Consider the following 20029-nt stretch of genomic DNA (forward strand, 5'->3'; position numbering starts at 1 on the left):
GGAATGACACTTAACACATGCTACCTATTTAAAAACACTTACGCCAAACAGTACAATAAGAAAGCGTTATAAACTTAGTGTTTAATTCGTATTTAAGATAAAAAACATGAATATCACGGTTTTCTCTATCTTGGTGCGGTTAGTCTTCATACAAACACCTGTGATTAATTCATCAAACAGATTCTTGATATTATGAAATTATCGGTTCAACTAAGTGTAAGCAACAAACTATTTTGGGCTCTGTTCACGCCTGCGTTTGTTGTCTCATTACTTGCCTGCTTCTTCCTGCTCTCCTCACGCTTTAGTGACTTAGATAAAAGTTTATACGAACGCACTGAACACATAACAGAACAGGTTGCCACCACCAGTGAATACGCCATCGTTTTTTCCGATGAAAGAATGATTCATAGAATCCTACAAAGCGCCTTAAGTCATGAAGACATAAGTAGCGTTCAAATATTCGACAGTGAACAGCAAATCATCGCCGAACTAGGCAAGCCGCCCAGCTTGCAAGACAATACGTTTGCAGTCGAAGCTGATCGCATAACCGAATACGGCGAACATCTAGAATCCATCAGACAGATTTACTACTCCAATAACACTCTAGACAGCGCCTTCCCTTCTCAAGCGGCTCTTTTTGACTCCCAAAATCAGCGCAACTTAATCGGCTGGGTGAGAATTGAAGCAAGTAAATCCGTTGCTCAAATCAAAAAATACCAGTATGCGAGCATCGTTATCTTTATCTTGATCGCCTACAACGTTCTCATGGCAGTAGGCGCTTTTCGAATTTCAAGAAAACTATCTCAGCCAATCAATAAGCTTTCTAGCGCCTTAAACCGATTAGTCAAAGGGCAGTTTTCTACAGTTAAATTGATGAAGCTCCCCGCTGAATACAGCGACCTTCAAAAAGATTTATTAGATTTAACCGAACGCTTAGAAAACCACACAGAAGAGCTGATTACAGGTATAGATCAAGCCACGGAAGACATACGTCGCAGCATGGACAGTATGGAAGAAAAAAGCGCTCAACTTCATATTGCCAACCGTGAAGCCATCGAATCCAACCGTTTAAAATCCCAGTTTCTGGCGAATATCAGCCATGAAGTACGCACCCCTCTCAATGCTATTTTGGGCTACACAAAGACACTACAGAAAGAAATTAGAGAGCCCCAACAAAAGCTGTATGTGGATACCATTCAACAATCAACCAACAGCCTGCTCGCAATTATTGGAGACATTTTAGACTTCTCAAAAATTGAAGCCGGAAAACTGAGCTTAGAAAGTAACCATTTCAATCTAAAATCCCTAATTGATGAAGTATATCAAACACTTAGTATCAACCTACTTTCCAAAGAAAAACACATTGATCTTGTACCTGAGTTCGGTCAAAACGTACCAGAATGGTTTATCGGTGACAGCGTACGAGTCCGCCAGATTCTGACGAACCTCATTGGTAACGCCATCAAATTTACTCACCAAGGGTCTATTCGCACGAAAGTATCCCTGTTGTCTGAACACGAAGACAATATGACACTGTCCTTTCAAGTCATTGATACTGGAATAGGCATACCTGAGCAAAAAATAAACCGCTTATTCAAACCATTTTCTCAGATAGACACGAGCACCACTCGACAATTTGGTGGCACAGGCTTGGGATTGGTCATTACGAAAAAACTTGTAGAGCAGATGAATGGAAGAATCGAAGTCAGTAGCGACCCAAGAATAGGCTCTACATTCCGCTTTACCTTGCGCTTAAAGATATCACCCAAAGCCAAAAACACTTACGAACCACTGAACCGTCATGTCATTTTATTAGAACCTAGTGCGACTTATCGCGGCTATATCAACAAACACCTTCAAGACATTGGTGTGGGCTGCTCTTCTTGCTCAGATTTAGAACAAGTCATTGCTCTCATCAACAAACAGCACAATGAAACTGACGCCATTTTATTAAGTGTCACACCAGACACCCAAAGCATTGCAGAGGCAAAAGAGTTAATCCTTTATGCGTCTCAACAACACAACATTCCTTGTATCTTGATGATTCAACCACCAGGCCAAATCTCCCATTACACAGACTTAAAAGATGTCTGCAAAGACATTTTGCTCAAACCTGTCAGCCAAAGCAGGCTATATACTGTACTGCAAAATGTGGATCACACAGTCCTTATAGAAGCACCTGCTCCAGAAGTGCAAATGGAGAAACTGGAAGGCATAAAGGTTCTGGCTGTGGACGACAGCCCAATTAACCTTCAACTACTAAAACATTGGCTCACTCCAAAAGGATTGGAAGTATCACTTGCTTACAGTGGCCATCAAGCTATCGAAATGGCAACACAGGATAAATACGACATTATTTTCATGGACATTCAAATGCCAGAAATGGACGGCATGGAAACCACTCAACAGTTACGCCTTTTAGAAAGCTATAAAGACACGCCGATTATCGCTTTAACCGCTCACGCATTAGGCTCAGAACAACAGCAAATCCTTGCTAGCGGTATGAATGCCTATTTAACCAAACCAGTTGACGAAGAAATCTTACTCAACACCATTGAAACATGGCACACCAATACAGACTCATTCCAAGATCAAGTCGATGAAAAAATGCAGAACATCTTCTCGCTAGAGAAGGCTCTTAATATTGTGGATGGCAGAGCAGACATCGCAAAAGAAATGTTCGATATGCTGGCCGATTCATTGGACGCCGAGAAAAAACTCATCAAACATCACCTAGAAAACCAAGACACCGATAAGCTGATTGAAGTGATCCATCGAATACATGGCGCATCAAAATATACAGGAACGATTAACTTAGCGCGCCATGCAGGCTTTTTAGAAACACACTTAAAGGAATTAGGACTAGAAGAAGTAGAAGGCGTTGTTGAAGATTTCATGGAAGCGATAGAAGAACTGGTCAGCCATCGCAAACTCATTGCTTGGCCTCAACCTTTAGATTCTAATATCACAAACGCTTGAGCATAGGCTTTCTCATCCGTCAGACTCAAATGCCAAGTAACAGGGAAATCAAAACGGGAAAGAATACTGTCATCAACCGTCAAAACAGGCTGGCCTGAAGGTAAATTACTGACAGAAAAATGCTGAAAACTAACACCTGAACCTATACCTGTACCTAATGCTTTTACCGCTGCTTCTTTTGCCGCGAAGCGTTTGGCAACAAAGGCATTCGCTTGGTCTGCATGTTGAATGTCTGACCAACGCTGCTTTTCCTCTTCTGTTAAAATACGGTCAATAAAACGCTCTCCCAAACGCTCAACAGATTGAGCAATTCGAGCAATATCCACCAAATCTGTTCCAATACCAATAATCAAACTGACACTCCTTTAAAGATCAAAAGCGCTCATAGAGAACGAAAGATGGGGACGCCTAAATGACGTTCACCTTGAAAAGGCTGTTGAGGTAATAAACGCCTAGATGCGATCGGCTTTCCATTCAACAGGCCGTCAAGCCAGTTGCGATGTAACTCTTTCGCGAGACTCAACACTTGTTTGTCTGTCCACTGGCCAGCATGATAATTCAATGCCACCTGCCCCTCGACAAACAACATAGGAGTTTGCTTAGGTATGTCACCATAATAAGGTCGCAGGCCAAACTTATAATGAAATTGGTACATCTGCCCAGCTTCTATCGCTTCACCTCTTCCAGTAGAAGACATATCAATCGCCGTGCCAAGCTCGGAAAACAGTCCCACCTCAAAGCGCCGCAACAAAGGCGCAATGGGCGCTCCTGAGTGCAAATTTTCAATCAGCCACCGATAAAGCGTAAACACATCTGGCAATGGTAAATTAAGCGGTAAAAGCTTTACCAATAATTCATGAGCATAAAGCGCCGCATACAAAGGCAAACCTTCAAGAGAAAGTGCCGATTTAACCGCTTCTAAACTTTTAACAGTTTTCAGGTCACTGCGGCCAACATAGTCCATTTCGTAACACAAAAAAGGCCCAGGAATCACCCGAGCCTCTTTTTTTGGTAAACGCCATACTCCGCGTACTAACCCTTGCTCGTAAGTGAGCACATCCAACAAGATCTTGCTGTCTTGAAAAGGGCGAGTATGAATCACATACGCAGCAGCGCGCATCGCAATTATTCTTCCTGATAACCTAAGCTGGCTAATGCACGAGTGTCATCAGACCAACCAGCTCGCACCTTGATCCAAAGATTCAGCATGACTTTATGTTGAAACAAGTTCTCCATATCGATGCGTGCTTCTTTGCCAATCAGTTTAATTTTTTCGCCACGCTCACCAATAATAATGCGCTTTTGGCCATTACGTTCGACAAGAATCAAAGCACTTATGTGTATCGCTGACTCTTCGTAAGTAAACTCTTCAATTTGAACTGCCACTTCATAAGGCACTTCTTGTCCAAGTTGGCGAGTGATTTTCTCACGCACAATTTCTGCGGCCAAAAAACGAGAGCTTCGATTGGTAATCTGATCTTCTGGGTAAAACTGAGTACCTTCAGGTATGTAGCTTTCTACCAATCGCTCTAGTTTGTCTAAGTTATCATTACGTAACGCTGAAATCGGTACAATTTGAGCAAAGTTCATGCGGTCAGATAAATTCGCCAAACGAGGCAATAAGTCTTCTTTCTGATCCAACTGATCGACTTTGTTTACTACCAAGATAACAGGACAACGAGCATTTTTTACCTTCTGAAGAACAGACTCATCTTCTTCAGTCCAACGGTCTGCATCAATCACAAACAACACCACATCCACATCCTTTAATGCGGCCGCAGCAGTTTTATTCATAATGCGGTTGATGGTTTTGCTTTCGCCTAGGTGTAATCCGGGCGTATCTACGTAGATGGCTTGAACATGCCCTTCTGTTTTTACACCTAAAATTTGATCTCGTGTTGTCTGCGGCTTACGTGAAGTAATAGATAACTTTTGACCTAAAATATGGTTCAGTAAAGTAGACTTACCAACATTAGGACGCCCTACAATGGCAATGTACCCACAATGGGTAATCTCAACTTCAACCTCAGACATCTTTCTTTTCCAATTTTTTTAGGGCTTTGGCTGCAGCATTTTGCTCTGCAATTCTTCGGCTATTACCTTTACCTTCGATAACACCATCGTAGGCTTCAACCTGACAATTAACATAAAATGTTTGGTCATGAGGCTCACCCGCAATCTTCACCACTTCATACTGAGGCAAACCATATTTACGTGCTTGCAGATACTCTTGAAGGCGAGTCTTTGCATCTTTTGTAACAATCTTTAATGACGTTGCATCTAGACGGTCTTTATACCAATCCAAAATATGTTGACGACAAACGTCCATTCCCGCGTCCAGATAAATAGCACCTATGATGCCTTCTACTGCATCCGCAAGAATCGAATCGCGTCTGAAACCACCGCTTTTTAATTCACCTGCTCCAAGCTTCAAAAAGTCGCCCAATTGAAATTCTCGCGCCAATTCAGCTAGCGTATCCCCTTTTACCAAAGAGGCACGCAAACGGCTAAGCTCCCCTTCTTTCGCTTTTGGGAAACGATGAAAAAGGTCTTCAGCAATAACATAATTAAGAATAGAGTCACCTAAAAACTCAAGGCGCTCGTTATTCTTTCCACCAAAACTACGGTGTGTAAGTGCTAATTCTAGCAATCCAAGATCCGCAAAAAAGTAACCTATGCGGCGACTCAACTTCTGATACAGTGAGCTCAAAATTTCTCCAAAAAATACTTATTCAATCAAACCATTGTTTTTAAAGCTTGGAATGCTGAAAAAGTCATCCCAATGCAGCCACACGTAAAAAGCACGACCTTTCATATTTTCTTCTGGTACAAATCCCCAGAATCGACTGTCAGCACTATTGTCTCTGTTATCACCCATAACAAAGTAATGACCTTCAGGCACAACCCATTCACCTTCATGAGGCGTAAAACGATAGCTGTTGTATATCTCGTGTTGTGCATCACCCAAGGTTTCATTAAACACTTCAACCGGCTCTCCGCTTGGGTTCAAAGAAACGGACAGCTTCGCTAATAGCGTCTTACTGATCTTTTCGCCGTTTACTGTTAACTCTTTATTTCGGTAAGCGACTTTATCACCAGGTAAACCAACTAATCGTTTAATATAGTTCAAGCTTGGGTCTTGTGGGTATTTAAACACCACAACATCGCCACGCTCAGGCTCGTTGGTAGGAATGATTGTAGAATTCAGTACAGGCAACCTGACACCGTATTCAAATTTATTCACAAGAATGAAGTCACCTATTTTCAATGTCGGCAACATAGAGCCAGATGGAATCTGAAAAGGCTCCACCACGAAAGAACGCAAACCAAAAATAACGGCAATAATAACAAAGTAGGATTTAACTTCCGTTACAAGCTTAGGTGTCTGAGCCAGTGTTTGTTTAACGTCTTTACTAATCGCATTACGAGCTTCCGGTGTCATTTCCGCTAATGCCAATTTACGCTTCGGCAAATAAACGATTCGATCGTAAACCCAAACCGCACCAGTCACCAAAAAAGCGATGGCTAAAATTAGTTCGAAATCAAAACCCATTACATCTCTCCATCACGGCACAAAGTAAACTTGTGCCGGTGTCACTGTTAATGTCTAGTTATCAATTTGTAAAGCGGCTAAGAAAGCAGATTGAGGCACTTCTACATTACCCACCTGCTTCATTCGCTTTTTACCTTCTTTCTGCTTCTGTAAAAGCTTCTTCTTACGACTCACGTCACCGCCGTAACACTTGGCAATAACGTTCTTACGTAAGGCTTTTACTGTAGTACGCGAAATGATTTTAGCGCCCACTGCACCTTGTATAGCTACATCAAACATTTGACGAGGAATTAAGTCTTTCATTTTTTCACATAAAGCACGGCCTTTATATTGCACGTTATCTTTATGCATAATGAGAGCAAGTGCATCAACTCGCTCACCATTAATAAGAATATCCAAACGACATAAAGGCGCTGGACTGAAGTGACTAAAGCTGTAATCCAACGACGCAAAACCACGGCTACAAGATTTAAGCTTATCGAAAAAGTCCATAACCACTTCATTCATTGGCAATTCATAGCGCAATTGAACTTGTTGGCCTACGTACTGCATGTCTTTTTGCAATCCGCGTTTCTCTACACACAAGGTAATCACGTTACCAAGGTATTCTTGCGGAACCAAAATATTAGCTTCAACAATTGGCTCACGCATTTCTCTGATACTGCCAGGGTCTGGCATTTTTGAAGGGCTATCAACGTTAATAACGTCGCCATTGTTCATCTCAACTTCAAACACTACCGTTGGCGCTGTTGTAATCAGGTCCAAATCGTACTCACGTTCCAGACGCTCTTGTATGATTTCCATGTGCAACATACCTAAGAAGCCACAACGGAAACCAAAACCTAACGCATCTGAGCTTTCTGGTTCAAAAAACAGAGAAGCATCATTCAGAGTAAGTTTATCAAGAGCGACACGGAAATCTTCGTAATCATCAGAACTGACAGGGAATAAACCTGCATACACCTGAGGTTTCACTTTTTGGAAACCAGCAAGCTGCTCTACATCAGGCGTAGAAGAATGAGTAATAGTATCACCCACTGGCGCACCATGAATGTCTTTAATACCAGCAACAACATAACCCACTTCGCCAGCTTTCAGGACGCCAGTTTCTTTGCGTTTTGGTGTGAATATGCCAGCCATATCAACAGGGTGAACCTGTTTCGTGGATTTGATAAAGATCTTATCTTTCTTGCGCAAAGTACCTTGCTTAATTCGCACCAAAGACACAACACCAAGGTAGTTATCAAACCATGAGTCGATAATCAAAGCTTGTAAAGGTGCATCTACATCACCTTCTGGTGGTGGGATCGTAGCAACTAGTCGTTCTAATACATCGTCTACACCCATACCTGTTTTGGCAGAACAAGTCACCGCGTCCATAGCGTCGATACCAATGATTTCTTCGATCTCTTCACAAACACGTTCTGGCTCGGCCTGAGGCAAATCGATCTTGTTCAATACTGGCATAACCTCAAGACCTTGCTCGATCGCCGTATAACAGTTCGCAACCGACTGAGCTTCAACACCTTGAGCCGCATCAACCACTAGCAAAGCACCTTCACAAGCTGCAAGTGAACGAGACACCTCATAAGAGAAATCCACGTGTCCAGGAGTGTCGATGAAGTTTAACTGATAAGTTTGGCCGTCTTTTGCGTGATAATCCAAAGTCACACTTTGTGCTTTGATGGTAATGCCTCGTTCACGCTCTATATCCATAGAGTCAAGAACCTGAGCCGACATCTCACGCTCACTCAAGCCTTCACACGTTTGAATAAAACGGTCAGCTAAAGTGGATTTACCATGGTCAATGTGTGCAATGATCGAAAAATTTCGTATGTGCTTGAGATTATTAGACATTTTTTACTCTAAATGTGTCGTTCTAAGAAGCCGTGCATCCATAAATGTACCGACTTTTAGACAAGACTAAGAAAACAGTGAAAATAATTTTCGGGATTATACAGGGAGTTCGAAGGAGTTGATAGACTAGAAAGTTCTTAAGAAAATGTAAAAAAGCCCCTTCATTCTTGGGGCTTTACAGAAAGGCTAGAAGCAGAGCAAAACTTAAGGAAGAATGATCCCTTTCTCTTTCAACACTCGCTCAACCGTATCCACCGTTGCTTGAGTATGAGCGTCGATTTCCAAATTCACTCTGTCACCCAATGACAGATGGCCAAAGGTTGTCAATCGTAGGGTTTCTGGTATCAAAGACACTTCAATCCAATCATCACCAATATCACTGATAGTCAGACTAGAGCCATTCAAGCCAACATACCCTTTATTGAATAAATAACGTCGAGCGTCCACTTCTTTTTGTCGATCTGTGGTGAAACGAATATGAACACTCTCTTCTACTTTTTCGATACGAGAAACACTCACCGTCGTCATAATATGACCAGACATAACATGCCCGCCCACTTCATCACCCATTTTAGCGGCGCGTTCAAAATTAACGCTATCGCCAGTCTGCAAAAGACCAATATTGGTCAAGGCCAATGTTGTATCAATAACATCAAAAGTAAGCACATCATGCGCAATTTCAGAAACAGTCAAACACACGCCATTAATAGCAACACTCGCTCCCAGTTGTTGCCCCAACATGACGCCGGCAGGAAATGTGACTTCTAAGCGCTTATTACGCCCAAGACTCTGAATGGTTTGAACTGTTGCTGTGCCTTGTACAATACCCGTAAACATGAAAACCTCATTTATAGATCAAAATATGAGCTAGGTTAGCCAAATAAAATATGAAAAAACAAAGGGAGAAGAAGAATTAACCAATCTTACGCAAAGGGGCAGGATACCTAGCTTAGCGAAAGTTATCACAGTTCCACTAATAGGGTTATCCACAAGTTGCGGGGATAACAATACAAAAATAGAAGCTCATAAAGTAAACACTAAAATCAATCTAGTTTATAAAGGTATTTGTGGCGTTTTGGTTGTCCCATTCTTGTATTCCCTCAAGCAATGCTTGCTCCATAAAACCATCTTGCTTCATTTCCTGTAAAGCGCTGGCAATATGGTACTTCAGCGCCCCTTGATTACAAGATGACTGCTTTGAAATCGTTAAATACAAGCCTTCACTGCTGATATAAGGCTCTACAGAGGTAAGCGAATTCGCCAACTTCATTTGATTCGCATAGGCCATAGCAGGGCTTTTTTCGTAAAGAACATAATCAACACGGTGAGCAGCCAACATCTCTAAAGCTTGCGATAAACTCGCCACAGTTAATATATTCAAATGACGCAAAGCGTATTTATCAAACTCCTGACCAAAGCTGTTATTAATAACAGTGACGCCCCATTTTCCTTCTAAGTCTTCTTTTTTATTGAAGGGAAATCTCTTGTCCTTATGCTGCCAAACAACGCTCGTTGTATGCAGCATTACAGGCGTAAAGTAATCCATATAATTGGCGCGCTCATTGGTATAAAAAGCCCCCGCCATAAGATCAACATTACCATTCTTAACTTCCGTCTGAGCACGAGACCAAGGCCCAACATGCATCAATTTAATAGGAATATGAATGCGGCGGCTAATTTCATCCATGATCAGACGATTCACGCCTAATAGCTCATCAGATGAAGGATCTTTACGCCATAAAAAAGGAGGATATTCTGAGTTACCCGACGCCGTCAGCGAGGTACACTGCTCGTCAGAAGCTATTTGACTCTCGGCTAATGCCAATTCAATTTTGAAAATACTCGCCGATAGAAGCAAAAGTACAAGATGTTTGCGTAACCACATAAAATGTCATTCCCAAAAGCACGACTAATAAAATATAAATACTCTTTTTTAACTGAAAAATAGCGTATTTATAAAAACAATTACGTCATCCCTCCCCTATAGCTGAACTTAGCTACAACTACGCTAACGCTTCCCTTTTGTAGACTTTTTCATATTCTATGTTCTGTCATTAAATATTGACTCTACCCATTAATATAAGAAACAAACTAAAAAGACAAGAATCAATATTATTTCGACAACATCAACCTAACATTAAAAAGGCCACAAGCAAGAACTGCTGCTTTTCGGTTCCGTTCCTAAAATAAAACTCAACGTAGTTTTATCATCACAACGATCTGCCGCAATCTCAAATTTGTCATTCAACACATTAAAACGTGCCGCACCACTTGGCAAATCGTCCGGCAAAGACCTAGGGTTCACATTCTTGGTAAAGTCGATCCACACTTTCTGAGCGCCGCTGCTCCCGGTAATACTTAACGGAACGTTTTCATCATCGCCAAGCCAAATAGTGGAAGCGTAATCGCCTGTGATTCCCACATACCAACTGTCTTTTTGCTGATTGGTGGTTCCTGTTTTGGCCGCAAAGTTCAAGTTAGGGAAAACCGCTTGTGCCGCACGCGCCGTTCCAATTTTTGGTGTTTTTGTCATGCCGTCTAACGCGACAGCTAAAACAGCATCCGTGAAAGGCACTTCTGTATCTTGATTAAAACGCTTCATTAACTGATCGTTTTGATCCATTACGGCCAGAACAACTCCTAATTCACTGCTTCTACCTTGAGAAGCAATCGGCTGATACAAACGGGACACCTCGAACGGGGAAAGCTCAAGAGCACCAAGAGCGGTTGCCGGATGCATAGTAAATGGACGTTTCACGCCCAACTGCCTTAATGTGTCACCTACTCGATCAAAACCAATATCTTGAGCGACAGCAACGGTCGCCAAGTTATAAGATTTCGCCATAGCTTCATATAGATGAACCACGCCATGGGTTCTACGATCATAATTCTCTGGCTCCCAGATTTGTCCACCGACCTGAAAACGTAATCGTTTATCTTCCACTTGCGTCCACCAGGTATAGCGCCCCGTTGCCAAGGCGGCTAAATACAAAGGAGGTTTCACTAATGAGCCTATTGGCCTAACAGCGCCTAACGCACGGTTAAAGCCTGTGTAGTAATCACCGCTTGAACCAACAACCGCTCTCACTTGGCCAGACAATCTGTCCGTCACCACCATCGCACCTTGAAGGCCTTTTAACTTAGGATCACGTTTTTCTAAGCTCGCTACTTGACGCTGCATGGCCAAGCTCGCCTCACGCTGCGCTCGGATATCAACACCTGTGTAAATTTTCAGATTCTTTGTTGCCAAAGTCGTTTCATCAAAGTCACGGGACAATTGCATGGCAACAAGGTCCAAATAATCCCCGTAAACAGATCGTGACTTTTGTTTCTTAGCCAAACGGATAGGTTGATTGATTAGGCTGTTATAATCAGCGTTGGTTAAGCGCCCCTGCTCTTTCAAAACAGCGAGCACTGTATTTCGCCTCGCTTTTGCACGATTTGGAGAGCGTTCAGGATTATAAAGCGATGGGCCTTTTACCATACCGACGAGAAGAGCAAACTCATCGATATTTAATTCATTCACAGGTCGACCGAAAAAATGCTGACTGGCGGCTGCAAAACCATGCAAAGCACTGCTGCCTAATTGAGCCAAATACACTTCATTGATGTAAGCGGTAATAATCGCTTCTTTGGAATAGTGGTATTCGAGCAACAAGCTCATCACCACTTCTGTTAATTTACGCGTATAAGTCCTCTCGGAACTCAAATACATGTTTTTAACCAGCTGCTGAGTAAGCGTAGAACCACCTTGGCGACGAGAGCCGTGTGTTAAGTTCACAACAACCGCGCGGGCAATACCTGTTAAAGAAATCCCCCAATGCTGGTAAAACTCTCTGTCTTCCACGGCGATAAGAATATCGATTAAAGGCGCTGGTATTTCATCGTATTTCAATATTTGACGGCTTTCTGTGTTACCGCCATATAAAAAGCCAATTCTTTGAGGCTCTATACGTGCCTCTTCTATTTGATCACCATTCAGCGCTTGAATAACCAAACGACCATTATCAAAGGAGAAAATACGACGTTGGCTTTCATGAAAGCCAAGATGATCCACATAGGAGCGTAAATGCGCACTGACTTTGGTTTGACTGCGAGCAGCCCAGCCGACTTTTTGACTATTGCGTCCAAAACGATATCCAGTTTCTTCTAGCAAGTTCTCGAGATCTTGCTTTTTCCAAGGCGCACCACTTTTAAGAATAACTGGCGCACTGTAAACCTCAGAAGGTACTTGCCATTTTTGCCCTTCGAAACGACTCACAACTTGATCGTTTAACCACCACACCCAAATGGCAAATGGAATACTCGCAATTAAGGCGACAATCATTCCCCATTTGAAACAGAAACGAATCATCCTCCTTAGTAACGAAGGTTTTGAGGTCTTTTTTTTAGGTTTGGAAGGCTTACGAGAAGACTTTCGTGGAGATTTTACAGGAGTTTTTTTGCTCATAGGCTGCAAGTATAAGGAGCTTAAAGCAGGCAAGCAATCTACAAAATAGAACTAACTCAATTCTTGCATATTGACTCATTCTTCTTAGCGCTTTAGAGTCTTCCGTCACGGAAAATTTATACATCTGACATTTTCCTGAACTTTACCAATGAGAATCCGTAATAAAATTAAAAAGGAACGAAGCTTTTTTCCTTTTTAATCAAGGCAATTTTCTTTAACGGATCAATATAACTAATTATAAAAAGTGCGGTCATCACGTGTTTAAGAAGCATTTAATTCCTAACGCGCATAACCTCCCAGAAGGTAAAGCGTTAAATATAAAAGTAGCAGAGAACGACTTCCTTATTACTAAACATCAAGGTCGTATTATTGCCTATGAGAATCTTTGCCCACATCAAAACAGACGATTAAATTGGTCTTCAGAAGAAGCCTTGGACGAAGATGGCGATTACCTAAAATGTCATCATCATGGCGCGCTATTTTCGCCAAAAGATGGCGCTTGTATCACTGGCCCATGTCAGGGTAGCCAACTCAAAAAAGCCACCATAGGTATAGAGCAAGGTGAATGCTATCTCCTCTTTGCTTAGTTCACATATCATGATTCAAAAAGACTAGCTGACTAAAATATGAGAGTAAAAGCGACCTCAAAGAAGCATATTTTTTTAAGAAAAATAAAATTCACTTTTTCGCTTATTGTCTCTTTAGGCGGGAGCATTCTTCCCTCTCAAGCGCTATCGGATTCTTTGCATTTGGCCGTTGCCTCCAATTTCATATCGCCAATCAAACAACTGGCACAAGATTTTGAGCAAGAAACAGGACATTCCATCACTTTGTCCTTCGGTTCTTCAGGTAAGCTCTTCGCTCAAATCCAAAACCATGCGCCTTACGATATTTTCCTCTCTGCGGATGAAAGTAAGCCACAAGCGCTGATCACCAAACAGCTTGCTATTGCAGACAGCCTAAGGATTTACGCTAAAGGGCAATTGGTTCTTTGGTCACAAGCCCCGATTCCAACAAATAACCTGAAAGAAGCACTATTAAATGCACGCCGAATCGCAATAGCAAATCCTAGACTCGCACCTTATGGAAAAGCGGCAGAAGAAAGTCTGCGCAACTTAAGCCTTTGGGATAACATCCAAAACAAATTAGTGCTAGGCGAAAACATAGGACAAACCTATCAGTTTACCTACTCGAAAAACGCAGATATTGGATTCGTTGCCTTGTCGCAAGTCTTGTCAGGCGACAACAAAGAGTATGTACTCGAATTACCAAAGTCGCTCTATAAAGATATAAATCAAGCAGCTGTGATTCTATCAAGAACACAAAAACCTGTATTGGCCGCTTCTTTTATGGCATTTTTAATGCGTGCGGATAACCAAGCTAAAATTGTTGAGTCTGGTTACGCTAACAGAGCAATCGATTAAACCAAGGTTATATCCACCACTCTATGTTCCCTAGCACGCAATACCATTAGGCTAATCAAAAATGCAGCTTAGCTCAGAAGACATTGACGCAATATGGCTAACACTAAAGCTCGCTAGCTTGGTGACCTTCTTACTTATTATCATAAGCACGCCAATTGCTTGGTGGTTAGCCCGCACTGGTTCTTGGCTAAAAGGCCCAGTTAATGCCATTGTTGCCATGCCTTTGGTGCTTCCTCCCACCGTTTTGGGTTTTTACTTATTGCTATTTTTAGGCCCAGAAGGTCTAGCAGGAACCCTATTAAGCACATTAGGAGTCTCTCCTTTGCCGTTCAGCTTTTCAGGCCTTGTGATTGCTTCAATGATCTATTCCTTACCCTTTGTCGTTCAGCCGATTCAAAACGCTTTCCTTGCCATTAGCGACAAAACTCTGGAAGCAGCGGCAACATTGCGCTCATCACCTTGGGACTGTTTTTTGTCTGTGGTGCTCCCTTTGGCAAAACCCGGTTATATCAGTGCGGCTATTTTAGGTTTTGCTCATACTGTTGGGGAGTTTGGCGTGGTCTTAATGATAGGCGGTAATATTCCAAAAGAAACGCGAGTCATTTCTGTACAAATTTACGACCATGTCGAAGCTCTCGCTTATGAGCAAGCCCATAGTTTGGCTCTCATGATGGTCGCTTTTGCCTTTGTTGTGCTTACTTTTTTATACGCCATTCAAAAGCGTCAAAAGAGTAAATCGGTTATAGGTAACATTTTATGACCCCAGAACTGATGACAAACGACAAGCAAACTCTAAAAGTCCAAATTAAGCACCAGCAGCACGCCTCGAATTTCGTTTTGGAAATCGACACTTGTCTTTCGAACACAGGCGTCACTGCGATTTTTGGACCATCTGGTTCTGGCAAAACCACATTGCTACGTTGCATTGCAGGACTGGAAAGAAGCCAACAGAATCAAATCAGCCTAAACAATGACGTCTGGCAAAATAGCGACACATCCTTGCCTGCATACAAGCGCCCAATCGGTTACGTCTTCCAAGAAGCAAACCTCTTTCCGCACCTAACCGCAAAGGAAAACCTACAGTTTGCTATTCGAAGAGCAGATAAAAGCCATTCAATCATCACCTATGATGAAGTGGTTAATTTACTGGAAATTGCACCTATTTTGTCCCAATACCCAGCCCAACTGTCTGGCGGAGAACGCCAACGTGTCGCCATTGCAAGAGCGTTATTAATTCAGCCCAAACTTCTTCTTATGGACGAGCCCTTAGCCGCTTTAGACAATCGCCTAAAGCAAGAAATCCTCCCTTATCTAGAGCGCCTTTGTCATAAAACAAAGATCCCAATTCTCTATGTCAGTCACTCTTTAGATGAAGTCATTCGTTTAGCCGACTATATGCTTGTATTAGAGAAAGGCAGAGTTCAAGAAGAAGGTGAAATACAGCCCTTACTAAGCAAATTAGGCACATCATTCTCCAGTCATCAAGACGCTAGCGTCCTTATATCAGGTCAGATAACTCAGCAATCTGATGAATGGGGGCTTTCATGGCTTAGCTTTGGCGAGCACACCCTAATGATCAAAAAAGGAAGCGAGCAAATCGGTGATCAATTACGCGTCAGGATACAATCAAGAGATGTCAGCCTTTCCTTAAGCAATCAAGATGACTCCAGCATTCTCAATCGTTTATCGGTCACATTGGATGATATGGTTGAAGATACACTAGAACCAAACATGATGATGGTACGCCTCCTAGCTGGAGACACACCCATTTTAGCCAGAGTGACCGCCTTGTCTGCGCACAAATTAAAACTAGAAAAAGGTCAGTCTCTCATCGCACAAATCAAATCTGTGGCTTTACTAAGATAATTTTTTAAATATAAAAATCAGACAGTTAGAAACTTAAATCTCTCGTGACAACTCATTCAAAAAAATGCCCATGAAAACCTCACGCCTTTTACCTTCCTGCTGAGCAGACGCTGTTTGTAGCGTCTCGGTGATGTTAAATAGCTTTTTATAGAAATGATCAATTGAGTAATTTGCATCATCTGGCGTTCTTGTTTCACAAAAAGGATCATCAAGAGAATACAAAGCCCGATTTAATGAGCCACTCACTTGCATGCAACGAGCAACGCCCACAGCGCCTAGCGCATCCAAACGATCTGCATCTTGTACAATCTTTGCCTCAATACTTTCAGGAGCAATTTGTGCACTAAAACTATGAGCGCAAATAGCATGATGTATCCCAGCATAATACTCAGAGTGGTAATCAATAGACGTCAGAAATTCAATCGCCTTATCACCAGCCAATTGCGAAGCCAAATGGCGCTGCGGATGATTCTTCGGTAAGTTAACGCAATCATGCAACCAAGCGGCAGGGACGACTACGGCTAACTCAGCCCTCTCTTCTATGGCCAATTGCTTTGCGACTTTTACTACTCGCAGAATATGATTCAAATCGTGCGCCGCATCCGATGCATTTAGTGACTCAAGAAATATTCGACATTGAGACTCAAGCTCAATCAATTGCACATCTGTCATGTTTATTCCAAATAAACCATTAAAAATTGAATGGAATGAAACATATCAAATATCACCGAAACAAAATAATAAAAAACAGATAAAAGACCATATTAAAAGTCATGATATGCGGTGCATTACAGCACCAATGAGCAACATCACTTTTCATACCAAAAAAGTACAGCCCTCATTTCAGCTTTCTATTTCATTTCTACCCAACAAGAAAACCAAACTTAAGAAGCACAACAACTTGAAGAAAAAGTGAAGACTTCTGATATAATCCGATAAAAACAACTAATATATAAGAAATACTAAAAATGCATATCTTGATAAGCATTCTTTAACGCAATGCTTATTGGATACTGCACAGTGAAAGCGGGTTGATAAAAATTTATGATTAATTCTAGACAATACAAGCTCAATCATAAGTTACTCCTACGCATTGTAGAACTAACCATCTCAACCTTGATTATTTCTCTAACGATCAGACCTCTTCTATTTGATATCCATCATTATTTTATCTGGGTATCTGGATTCGACTTAGTCATCGTAAGCTCACTTTACTTCATCATCAGAACCCAAAAATTTGCAAAGTGGGAAATATCCATAGCCTTAGTCACAGCAATATTTCTATTGTTGCCCATCTTAGCAATATCTGGTGGCGTAAATAGCCAAGTCGCCTACTTCTTACCTCTTATTCCAGTCATGTCAGCGCTATTGGGCGGCCGTATAGAGTCTCTATTAATCGGCTTTTTACTGGTTATTATTGTCCTAACGTTCACCTACTACAGCGAGCATATTATTGATTTTAGCGACGGAATATACACTTATGAAAAGTCTCATAGCCGTGGTTTTTGGCTAGTTATCACTATTATTTTCAGTATGTTTTTTGGTCGTTTTTTCTCGCAAAAACACACTGAATTAACCGATCAGTTGAAAGATGAAAATCTACAGGATCATCTGACAGGGCTGCTCAATAGACGAGGTTTAGAACTGCATTTTGGTAAGGCACTAGAATCGGTTTCTGAGACATCCCCCTTAAGCTTAATGCTAATTGATGTGGATTACTTCAAACAAATCAATGATGAACACGGACACGATGTGGGAGATGCTTGCTTAGTCGAAGTTGCTTCCACACTCAAAGAAAGCCTCAGAGAGCATGACATTATCGCTCGATTTGGAGGCGAAGAGTTCATTATTGTGCTTCCCAACACACCTAAAATTGAAGCAACAGTGATTGCAGAAAATATCAGACAAACTGTTTCTGAAGGCGTTTATAGTTCACTCAAGTTACCCTTGACTATTACACTAGGTCTCACAGAAACAAGCCAAGAGAATGACCTGATATTGAAAGTAATCAAACGAGCAGACAAGGCGCTTTACAGAGGTAAAGACAAAGGACGTAATCGATTGGAATGGTCTAAATAAAACCTCTCTCCCTATAAATAGAACATAAAAAAAGAGTACACAAAGGTACTCTTTTTTTATTCATTAACTAAACCAGCTTACTTTTACACTTTAAATTTGTCGCTGATTTCTTTAATTGATTTCGCTTGAACTTCTAACAGATCCATTTGTTCTGCCGTTTGATTAGACTCATGTCCAATATTTTCAGCCAGCTCAGCAATGCCCACAACGTTTTTAGCAATATCTGTTGCCACTTCTGATTGCTGATGAGCCGCTGTTGAAACCTGTACATTCATTTGAGTCAGATTCTTAATCGATTCCGTGCTGGAATGAATAATTTCACTGATTTTCGCCATGGCCTCAACAACCATTTCACGGCGCTGAAGAGAGCCATGCATATCTTCTGTTGCTTTTAATGCACTGGCTTGTAACTTCTCTAGAATGTCCTTAATTTCAACCGTACTTTGCTGGCTACGTTGCGCCAAACCTCGAACCTCATCCGCAACAACCGCGAAGCCTCGACCTTGCTCACCCGCTCTTGCGGCTTCAATAGCAGCGTTCAGAGCCAGTAAGTTAGTTTGTTCAGAAATACCTTGGATCACACCTAACGCCGTATTGATTTCGTCAACATTTCCACCCAACACATGAATAGATTCTTCAACCGTGTTCAATACAGAGCTCAACTCATCTAATTGACGGCTCGACAATTGAACCTGCTGCAAGACTTCTTGAATCTCAAGCTCAGTACTTTCTGCAGAGCGTTTGGTGGATTCAGCATTTCCTGCAATCTCATTAGAGTTTGCCTTCATTTCTTCGATAGCACTTGCGACCAGATTCGTCTCGTTAATTTGTCGGTCAGATACTTGCGCTAACTTTTCTCGTTGCTCGTTCGATTTAGTGGAAATCGACAACAAGCTATCACTCGAGCTTTTTAGGTAGCTAATATCGACCGCCATGCTATCTAAAAAAGTATTAAAGTCTGTCGAAATATTATTCAAAATATCGATGGAGCTTGCTGGTAATTTTTTCGTTAAATCACCTTGACCACCAGCGAGCTTTTTCACGGCATCACCCAATGTTGCCAACGGACCTAAAACAGTTTGCGTTGATAAAAGTACAATGGCAGTTAACACGCCAAAAACAACAGCCAAGATGCCAAATGCGAACCACTGACTCTCCTGTTGAATTCCACCTACAGAGTCCTGAATGTTAGACACAATTTTTTCAGCACTATCAATGTAGAAACCCGTTCCAATCACAAGATCCCATTTCTGAACATAAACACCGTAGCCGTATTTTTTACTTGATTCGGTCTCACCCGGCTTAGGGAAATAAAATTGACTGAAACCATCTCCCTTCATTGCGGAATTGATAATGTCTTGTATTAACAGATTCCCTTGAGAGTCTTTTAAGTCATATAAGTTAACATCGACTTTTCCGCCTGCCCCATGCATCAATCGCAAACCATCTGTCGCGTAAGCGTATAAATACCCTTCGCCACCATCGTACTTATAGGTGTTTAACAGAGCTAAGCCTGCAGCCATACCTTCTTTTCCAGGCTTATTAATCTCTGGCTGGATAATACTGATAGCTGAATCTAAAACCGTTACCAAACGATTTTTTTCTGTTTCAATCGTCGCTTCTTCAACTAAAACAGAAACACCATTATTCACTCTAGTTAATGTATGTACTTGAGTGATGGCACCGATCAGAGCAATTAACAAAAAAGGCCCAAATGATAGAAGATAAATTCTCAACTTGAGAGATTTGAACATATAAAAATTCCTTGCGATTGCAATAAAACCTAACTCATCTAACTTAAATCGAGACAGCTCTCTATGA

At 41.7% G+C, this 20029-nt stretch carries 17 protein-coding genes; 6 read left to right on the plus strand and 11 right to left on the minus strand.

Going from position 1 to position 20029, the window contains the following annotated elements; all coding sequences use genetic code 11:
• The first annotated feature begins 192 nt into the window (after window positions 1-192).
• Window positions 193-2979, plus strand: coding sequence for a response regulator (locus ACMUMQ_RS02090; RefSeq protein ID WP_414680387.1), 2787 nt, complete (start codon window positions 193-195; stop codon window positions 2977-2979).
• On the opposite strand, the gene acpS is transcribed toward ACMUMQ_RS02090, so the two are convergent.
• The 9 genes from acpS to ACMUMQ_RS02135 form a co-directional block, all read right to left on the minus strand.
• Entirely contained in the window at window positions 2946-3332 is a 387-nt protein-coding gene (acpS, locus tag ACMUMQ_RS02095) for a holo-ACP synthase (protein ID WP_414680388.1), read from the minus strand. The genes ACMUMQ_RS02090 and acpS overlap by 34 nt on opposite strands.
• A gap of 29 nt (window positions 3333-3361) precedes the next feature.
• Window positions 3362-4099, minus strand: coding sequence for a DNA repair protein RecO (gene recO / locus ACMUMQ_RS02100; RefSeq protein ID WP_414680389.1), 738 nt, complete (start codon window positions 4097-4099; stop codon window positions 3362-3364).
• 5 nt (window positions 4100-4104) lie between these two features.
• On the minus strand, window positions 4105-5013 hold the full coding sequence (gene era / locus ACMUMQ_RS02105) for a GTPase Era (RefSeq protein WP_414680390.1): 909 nt from the start codon (window positions 5011-5013) through the stop codon (window positions 4105-4107).
• A complete protein-coding gene (gene rnc / locus ACMUMQ_RS02110) occupies window positions 5006-5689 on the minus strand; it encodes a ribonuclease III (protein ID WP_414680391.1) in 684 nt (227 codons plus the stop codon). The genes era and rnc overlap by 8 nt, the downstream gene beginning before the upstream one ends.
• Window positions 5690-5707: 18 nt before the next feature.
• A complete protein-coding gene (lepB, locus tag ACMUMQ_RS02115; RefSeq protein WP_414680392.1) occupies window positions 5708-6532 on the minus strand; it encodes a signal peptidase I in 825 nt (274 codons plus the stop codon).
• Window positions 6533-6586: 54 nt separating this feature from the next.
• Entirely contained in the window at window positions 6587-8389 is a 1803-nt protein-coding gene (gene lepA, locus ACMUMQ_RS02120; RefSeq protein WP_414680393.1) for a translation elongation factor 4, read from the minus strand.
• 204 nt (window positions 8390-8593) lie between these two features.
• Window positions 8594-9226 carry a riboflavin synthase subunit alpha gene (locus ACMUMQ_RS02125; protein WP_414680394.1) on the minus strand — a complete coding sequence of 211 codons (633 nt, stop codon included), beginning with the start codon at window positions 9224-9226 and terminating at the stop codon, window positions 8594-8596.
• Window positions 9227-9437: 211 nt separating this feature from the next.
• Window positions 9438-10274 carry a substrate-binding periplasmic protein gene (locus ACMUMQ_RS02130; protein WP_414680395.1) on the minus strand — a complete coding sequence of 279 codons (837 nt, stop codon included), beginning with the start codon at window positions 10272-10274 and terminating at the stop codon, window positions 9438-9440.
• A gap of 252 nt (window positions 10275-10526) precedes the next feature.
• Entirely contained in the window at window positions 10527-12743 is a 2217-nt protein-coding gene (locus ACMUMQ_RS02135; RefSeq protein WP_414680396.1) for a transglycosylase domain-containing protein, read from the minus strand.
• A gap of 353 nt (window positions 12744-13096) precedes the next feature.
• Here ACMUMQ_RS02135 and ACMUMQ_RS02140 point away from each other — a divergent pair, with 353 nt between their 5' ends.
• From ACMUMQ_RS02140 to modC, 4 genes are all read left to right on the plus strand, one after another.
• Complete coding sequence (locus ACMUMQ_RS02140; protein ID WP_414680397.1) at window positions 13097-13426, plus strand: Rieske (2Fe-2S) protein; 330 nt, start codon at window positions 13097-13099, stop codon at window positions 13424-13426.
• Between the two features lie 39 nt (window positions 13427-13465).
• Window positions 13466-14263, plus strand: coding sequence for a molybdate ABC transporter substrate-binding protein (gene modA / locus ACMUMQ_RS02145; RefSeq protein ID WP_414680398.1), 798 nt, complete (start codon window positions 13466-13468; stop codon window positions 14261-14263).
• A 61-nt stretch (window positions 14264-14324) separates the two neighbouring features.
• A complete protein-coding gene (gene modB, locus ACMUMQ_RS02150) occupies window positions 14325-15023 on the plus strand; it encodes a molybdate ABC transporter permease subunit (RefSeq protein WP_414680399.1) in 699 nt (232 codons plus the stop codon).
• On the plus strand, window positions 15020-16129 hold the full coding sequence (modC, locus tag ACMUMQ_RS02155; protein ID WP_414680400.1) for a molybdenum ABC transporter ATP-binding protein: 1110 nt from the start codon (window positions 15020-15022) through the stop codon (window positions 16127-16129). The genes modB and modC overlap by 4 nt, the downstream gene beginning before the upstream one ends.
• A gap of 33 nt (window positions 16130-16162) precedes the next feature.
• On the opposite strand, the gene ACMUMQ_RS02160 is transcribed toward modC, so the two are convergent.
• Entirely contained in the window at window positions 16163-16801 is a 639-nt protein-coding gene (locus ACMUMQ_RS02160) for an HD domain-containing protein (protein ID WP_414680401.1), read from the minus strand.
• Between the two features lie 372 nt (window positions 16802-17173).
• Between ACMUMQ_RS02160 and ACMUMQ_RS02165 the strand changes: the two genes are divergently transcribed.
• The gene (locus ACMUMQ_RS02165) at window positions 17174-18208 is read left to right on the plus strand and encodes a GGDEF domain-containing protein (RefSeq protein WP_414680402.1); all 1035 of its coding nucleotides are present in this window, start codon (window positions 17174-17176) and stop codon (window positions 18206-18208) included.
• Window positions 18209-18291: 83 nt separating this feature from the next.
• On the opposite strand, the gene ACMUMQ_RS02170 is transcribed toward ACMUMQ_RS02165, so the two are convergent.
• The gene (locus tag ACMUMQ_RS02170) at window positions 18292-19962 is read right to left on the minus strand and encodes a methyl-accepting chemotaxis protein (RefSeq protein ID WP_414680403.1); all 1671 of its coding nucleotides are present in this window, start codon (window positions 19960-19962) and stop codon (window positions 18292-18294) included.
• Between the last annotated feature and the right edge of the window lie 67 nt (window positions 19963-20029).

Origin of the sequence: Marinomonas algae (assembly GCF_047525555.1) — a bacterium.
Lineage (GTDB): Bacteria > Pseudomonadota > Gammaproteobacteria > Pseudomonadales > Marinomonadaceae > Marinomonas.

What these genes read in the sequence shown, in the direction of transcription:
- ACMUMQ_RS02090 (WP_414680387.1), top strand. Translation starts at nt 193, where the DNA reads ATGAAATTATCGGTTCAACTAAGTGTAAGCAACAAACTATTTTGGGCT.
- recO (WP_414680389.1), bottom strand. Translation starts at nt 4,099, where the DNA reads ATGCGCGCTGCTGCGTATGTGATTCATACTCGCCCTTTTCAAGACAGC.
- era (WP_414680390.1), bottom strand. Translation starts at nt 5,013, where the DNA reads ATGTCTGAGGTTGAAGTTGAGATTACCCATTGTGGGTACATTGCCATT.
- lepB (WP_414680392.1), bottom strand. Translation starts at nt 6,532, where the DNA reads ATGGGTTTTGATTTCGAACTAATTTTAGCCATCGCTTTTTTGGTGACT.
- lepA (WP_414680393.1), bottom strand. Translation starts at nt 8,389, where the DNA reads ATGTCTAATAATCTCAAGCACATACGAAATTTTTCGATCATTGCACAC.
- ACMUMQ_RS02125 (WP_414680394.1), bottom strand. Translation starts at nt 9,226, where the DNA reads ATGTTTACGGGTATTGTACAAGGCACAGCAACAGTTCAAACCATTCAG.
- ACMUMQ_RS02130 (WP_414680395.1), bottom strand. Translation starts at nt 10,274, where the DNA reads ATGTGGTTACGCAAACATCTTGTACTTTTGCTTCTATCGGCGAGTATT.
- ACMUMQ_RS02135 (WP_414680396.1), bottom strand. Translation starts at nt 12,743, where the DNA reads ATGATTCGTTTCTGTTTCAAATGGGGAATGATTGTCGCCTTAATTGCG.
- modA (WP_414680398.1), top strand. Translation starts at nt 13,466, where the DNA reads ATGAGAGTAAAAGCGACCTCAAAGAAGCATATTTTTTTAAGAAAAATA.
- modB (WP_414680399.1), top strand. Translation starts at nt 14,325, where the DNA reads ATGCAGCTTAGCTCAGAAGACATTGACGCAATATGGCTAACACTAAAG.
- modC (WP_414680400.1), top strand. Translation starts at nt 15,020, where the DNA reads ATGACCCCAGAACTGATGACAAACGACAAGCAAACTCTAAAAGTCCAA.
- ACMUMQ_RS02160 (WP_414680401.1), bottom strand. Translation starts at nt 16,801, where the DNA reads ATGACAGATGTGCAATTGATTGAGCTTGAGTCTCAATGTCGAATATTT.
- ACMUMQ_RS02165 (WP_414680402.1), top strand. Translation starts at nt 17,174, where the DNA reads ATGATTAATTCTAGACAATACAAGCTCAATCATAAGTTACTCCTACGC.
- ACMUMQ_RS02170 (WP_414680403.1), bottom strand. Translation starts at nt 19,962, where the DNA reads ATGTTCAAATCTCTCAAGTTGAGAATTTATCTTCTATCATTTGGGCCT.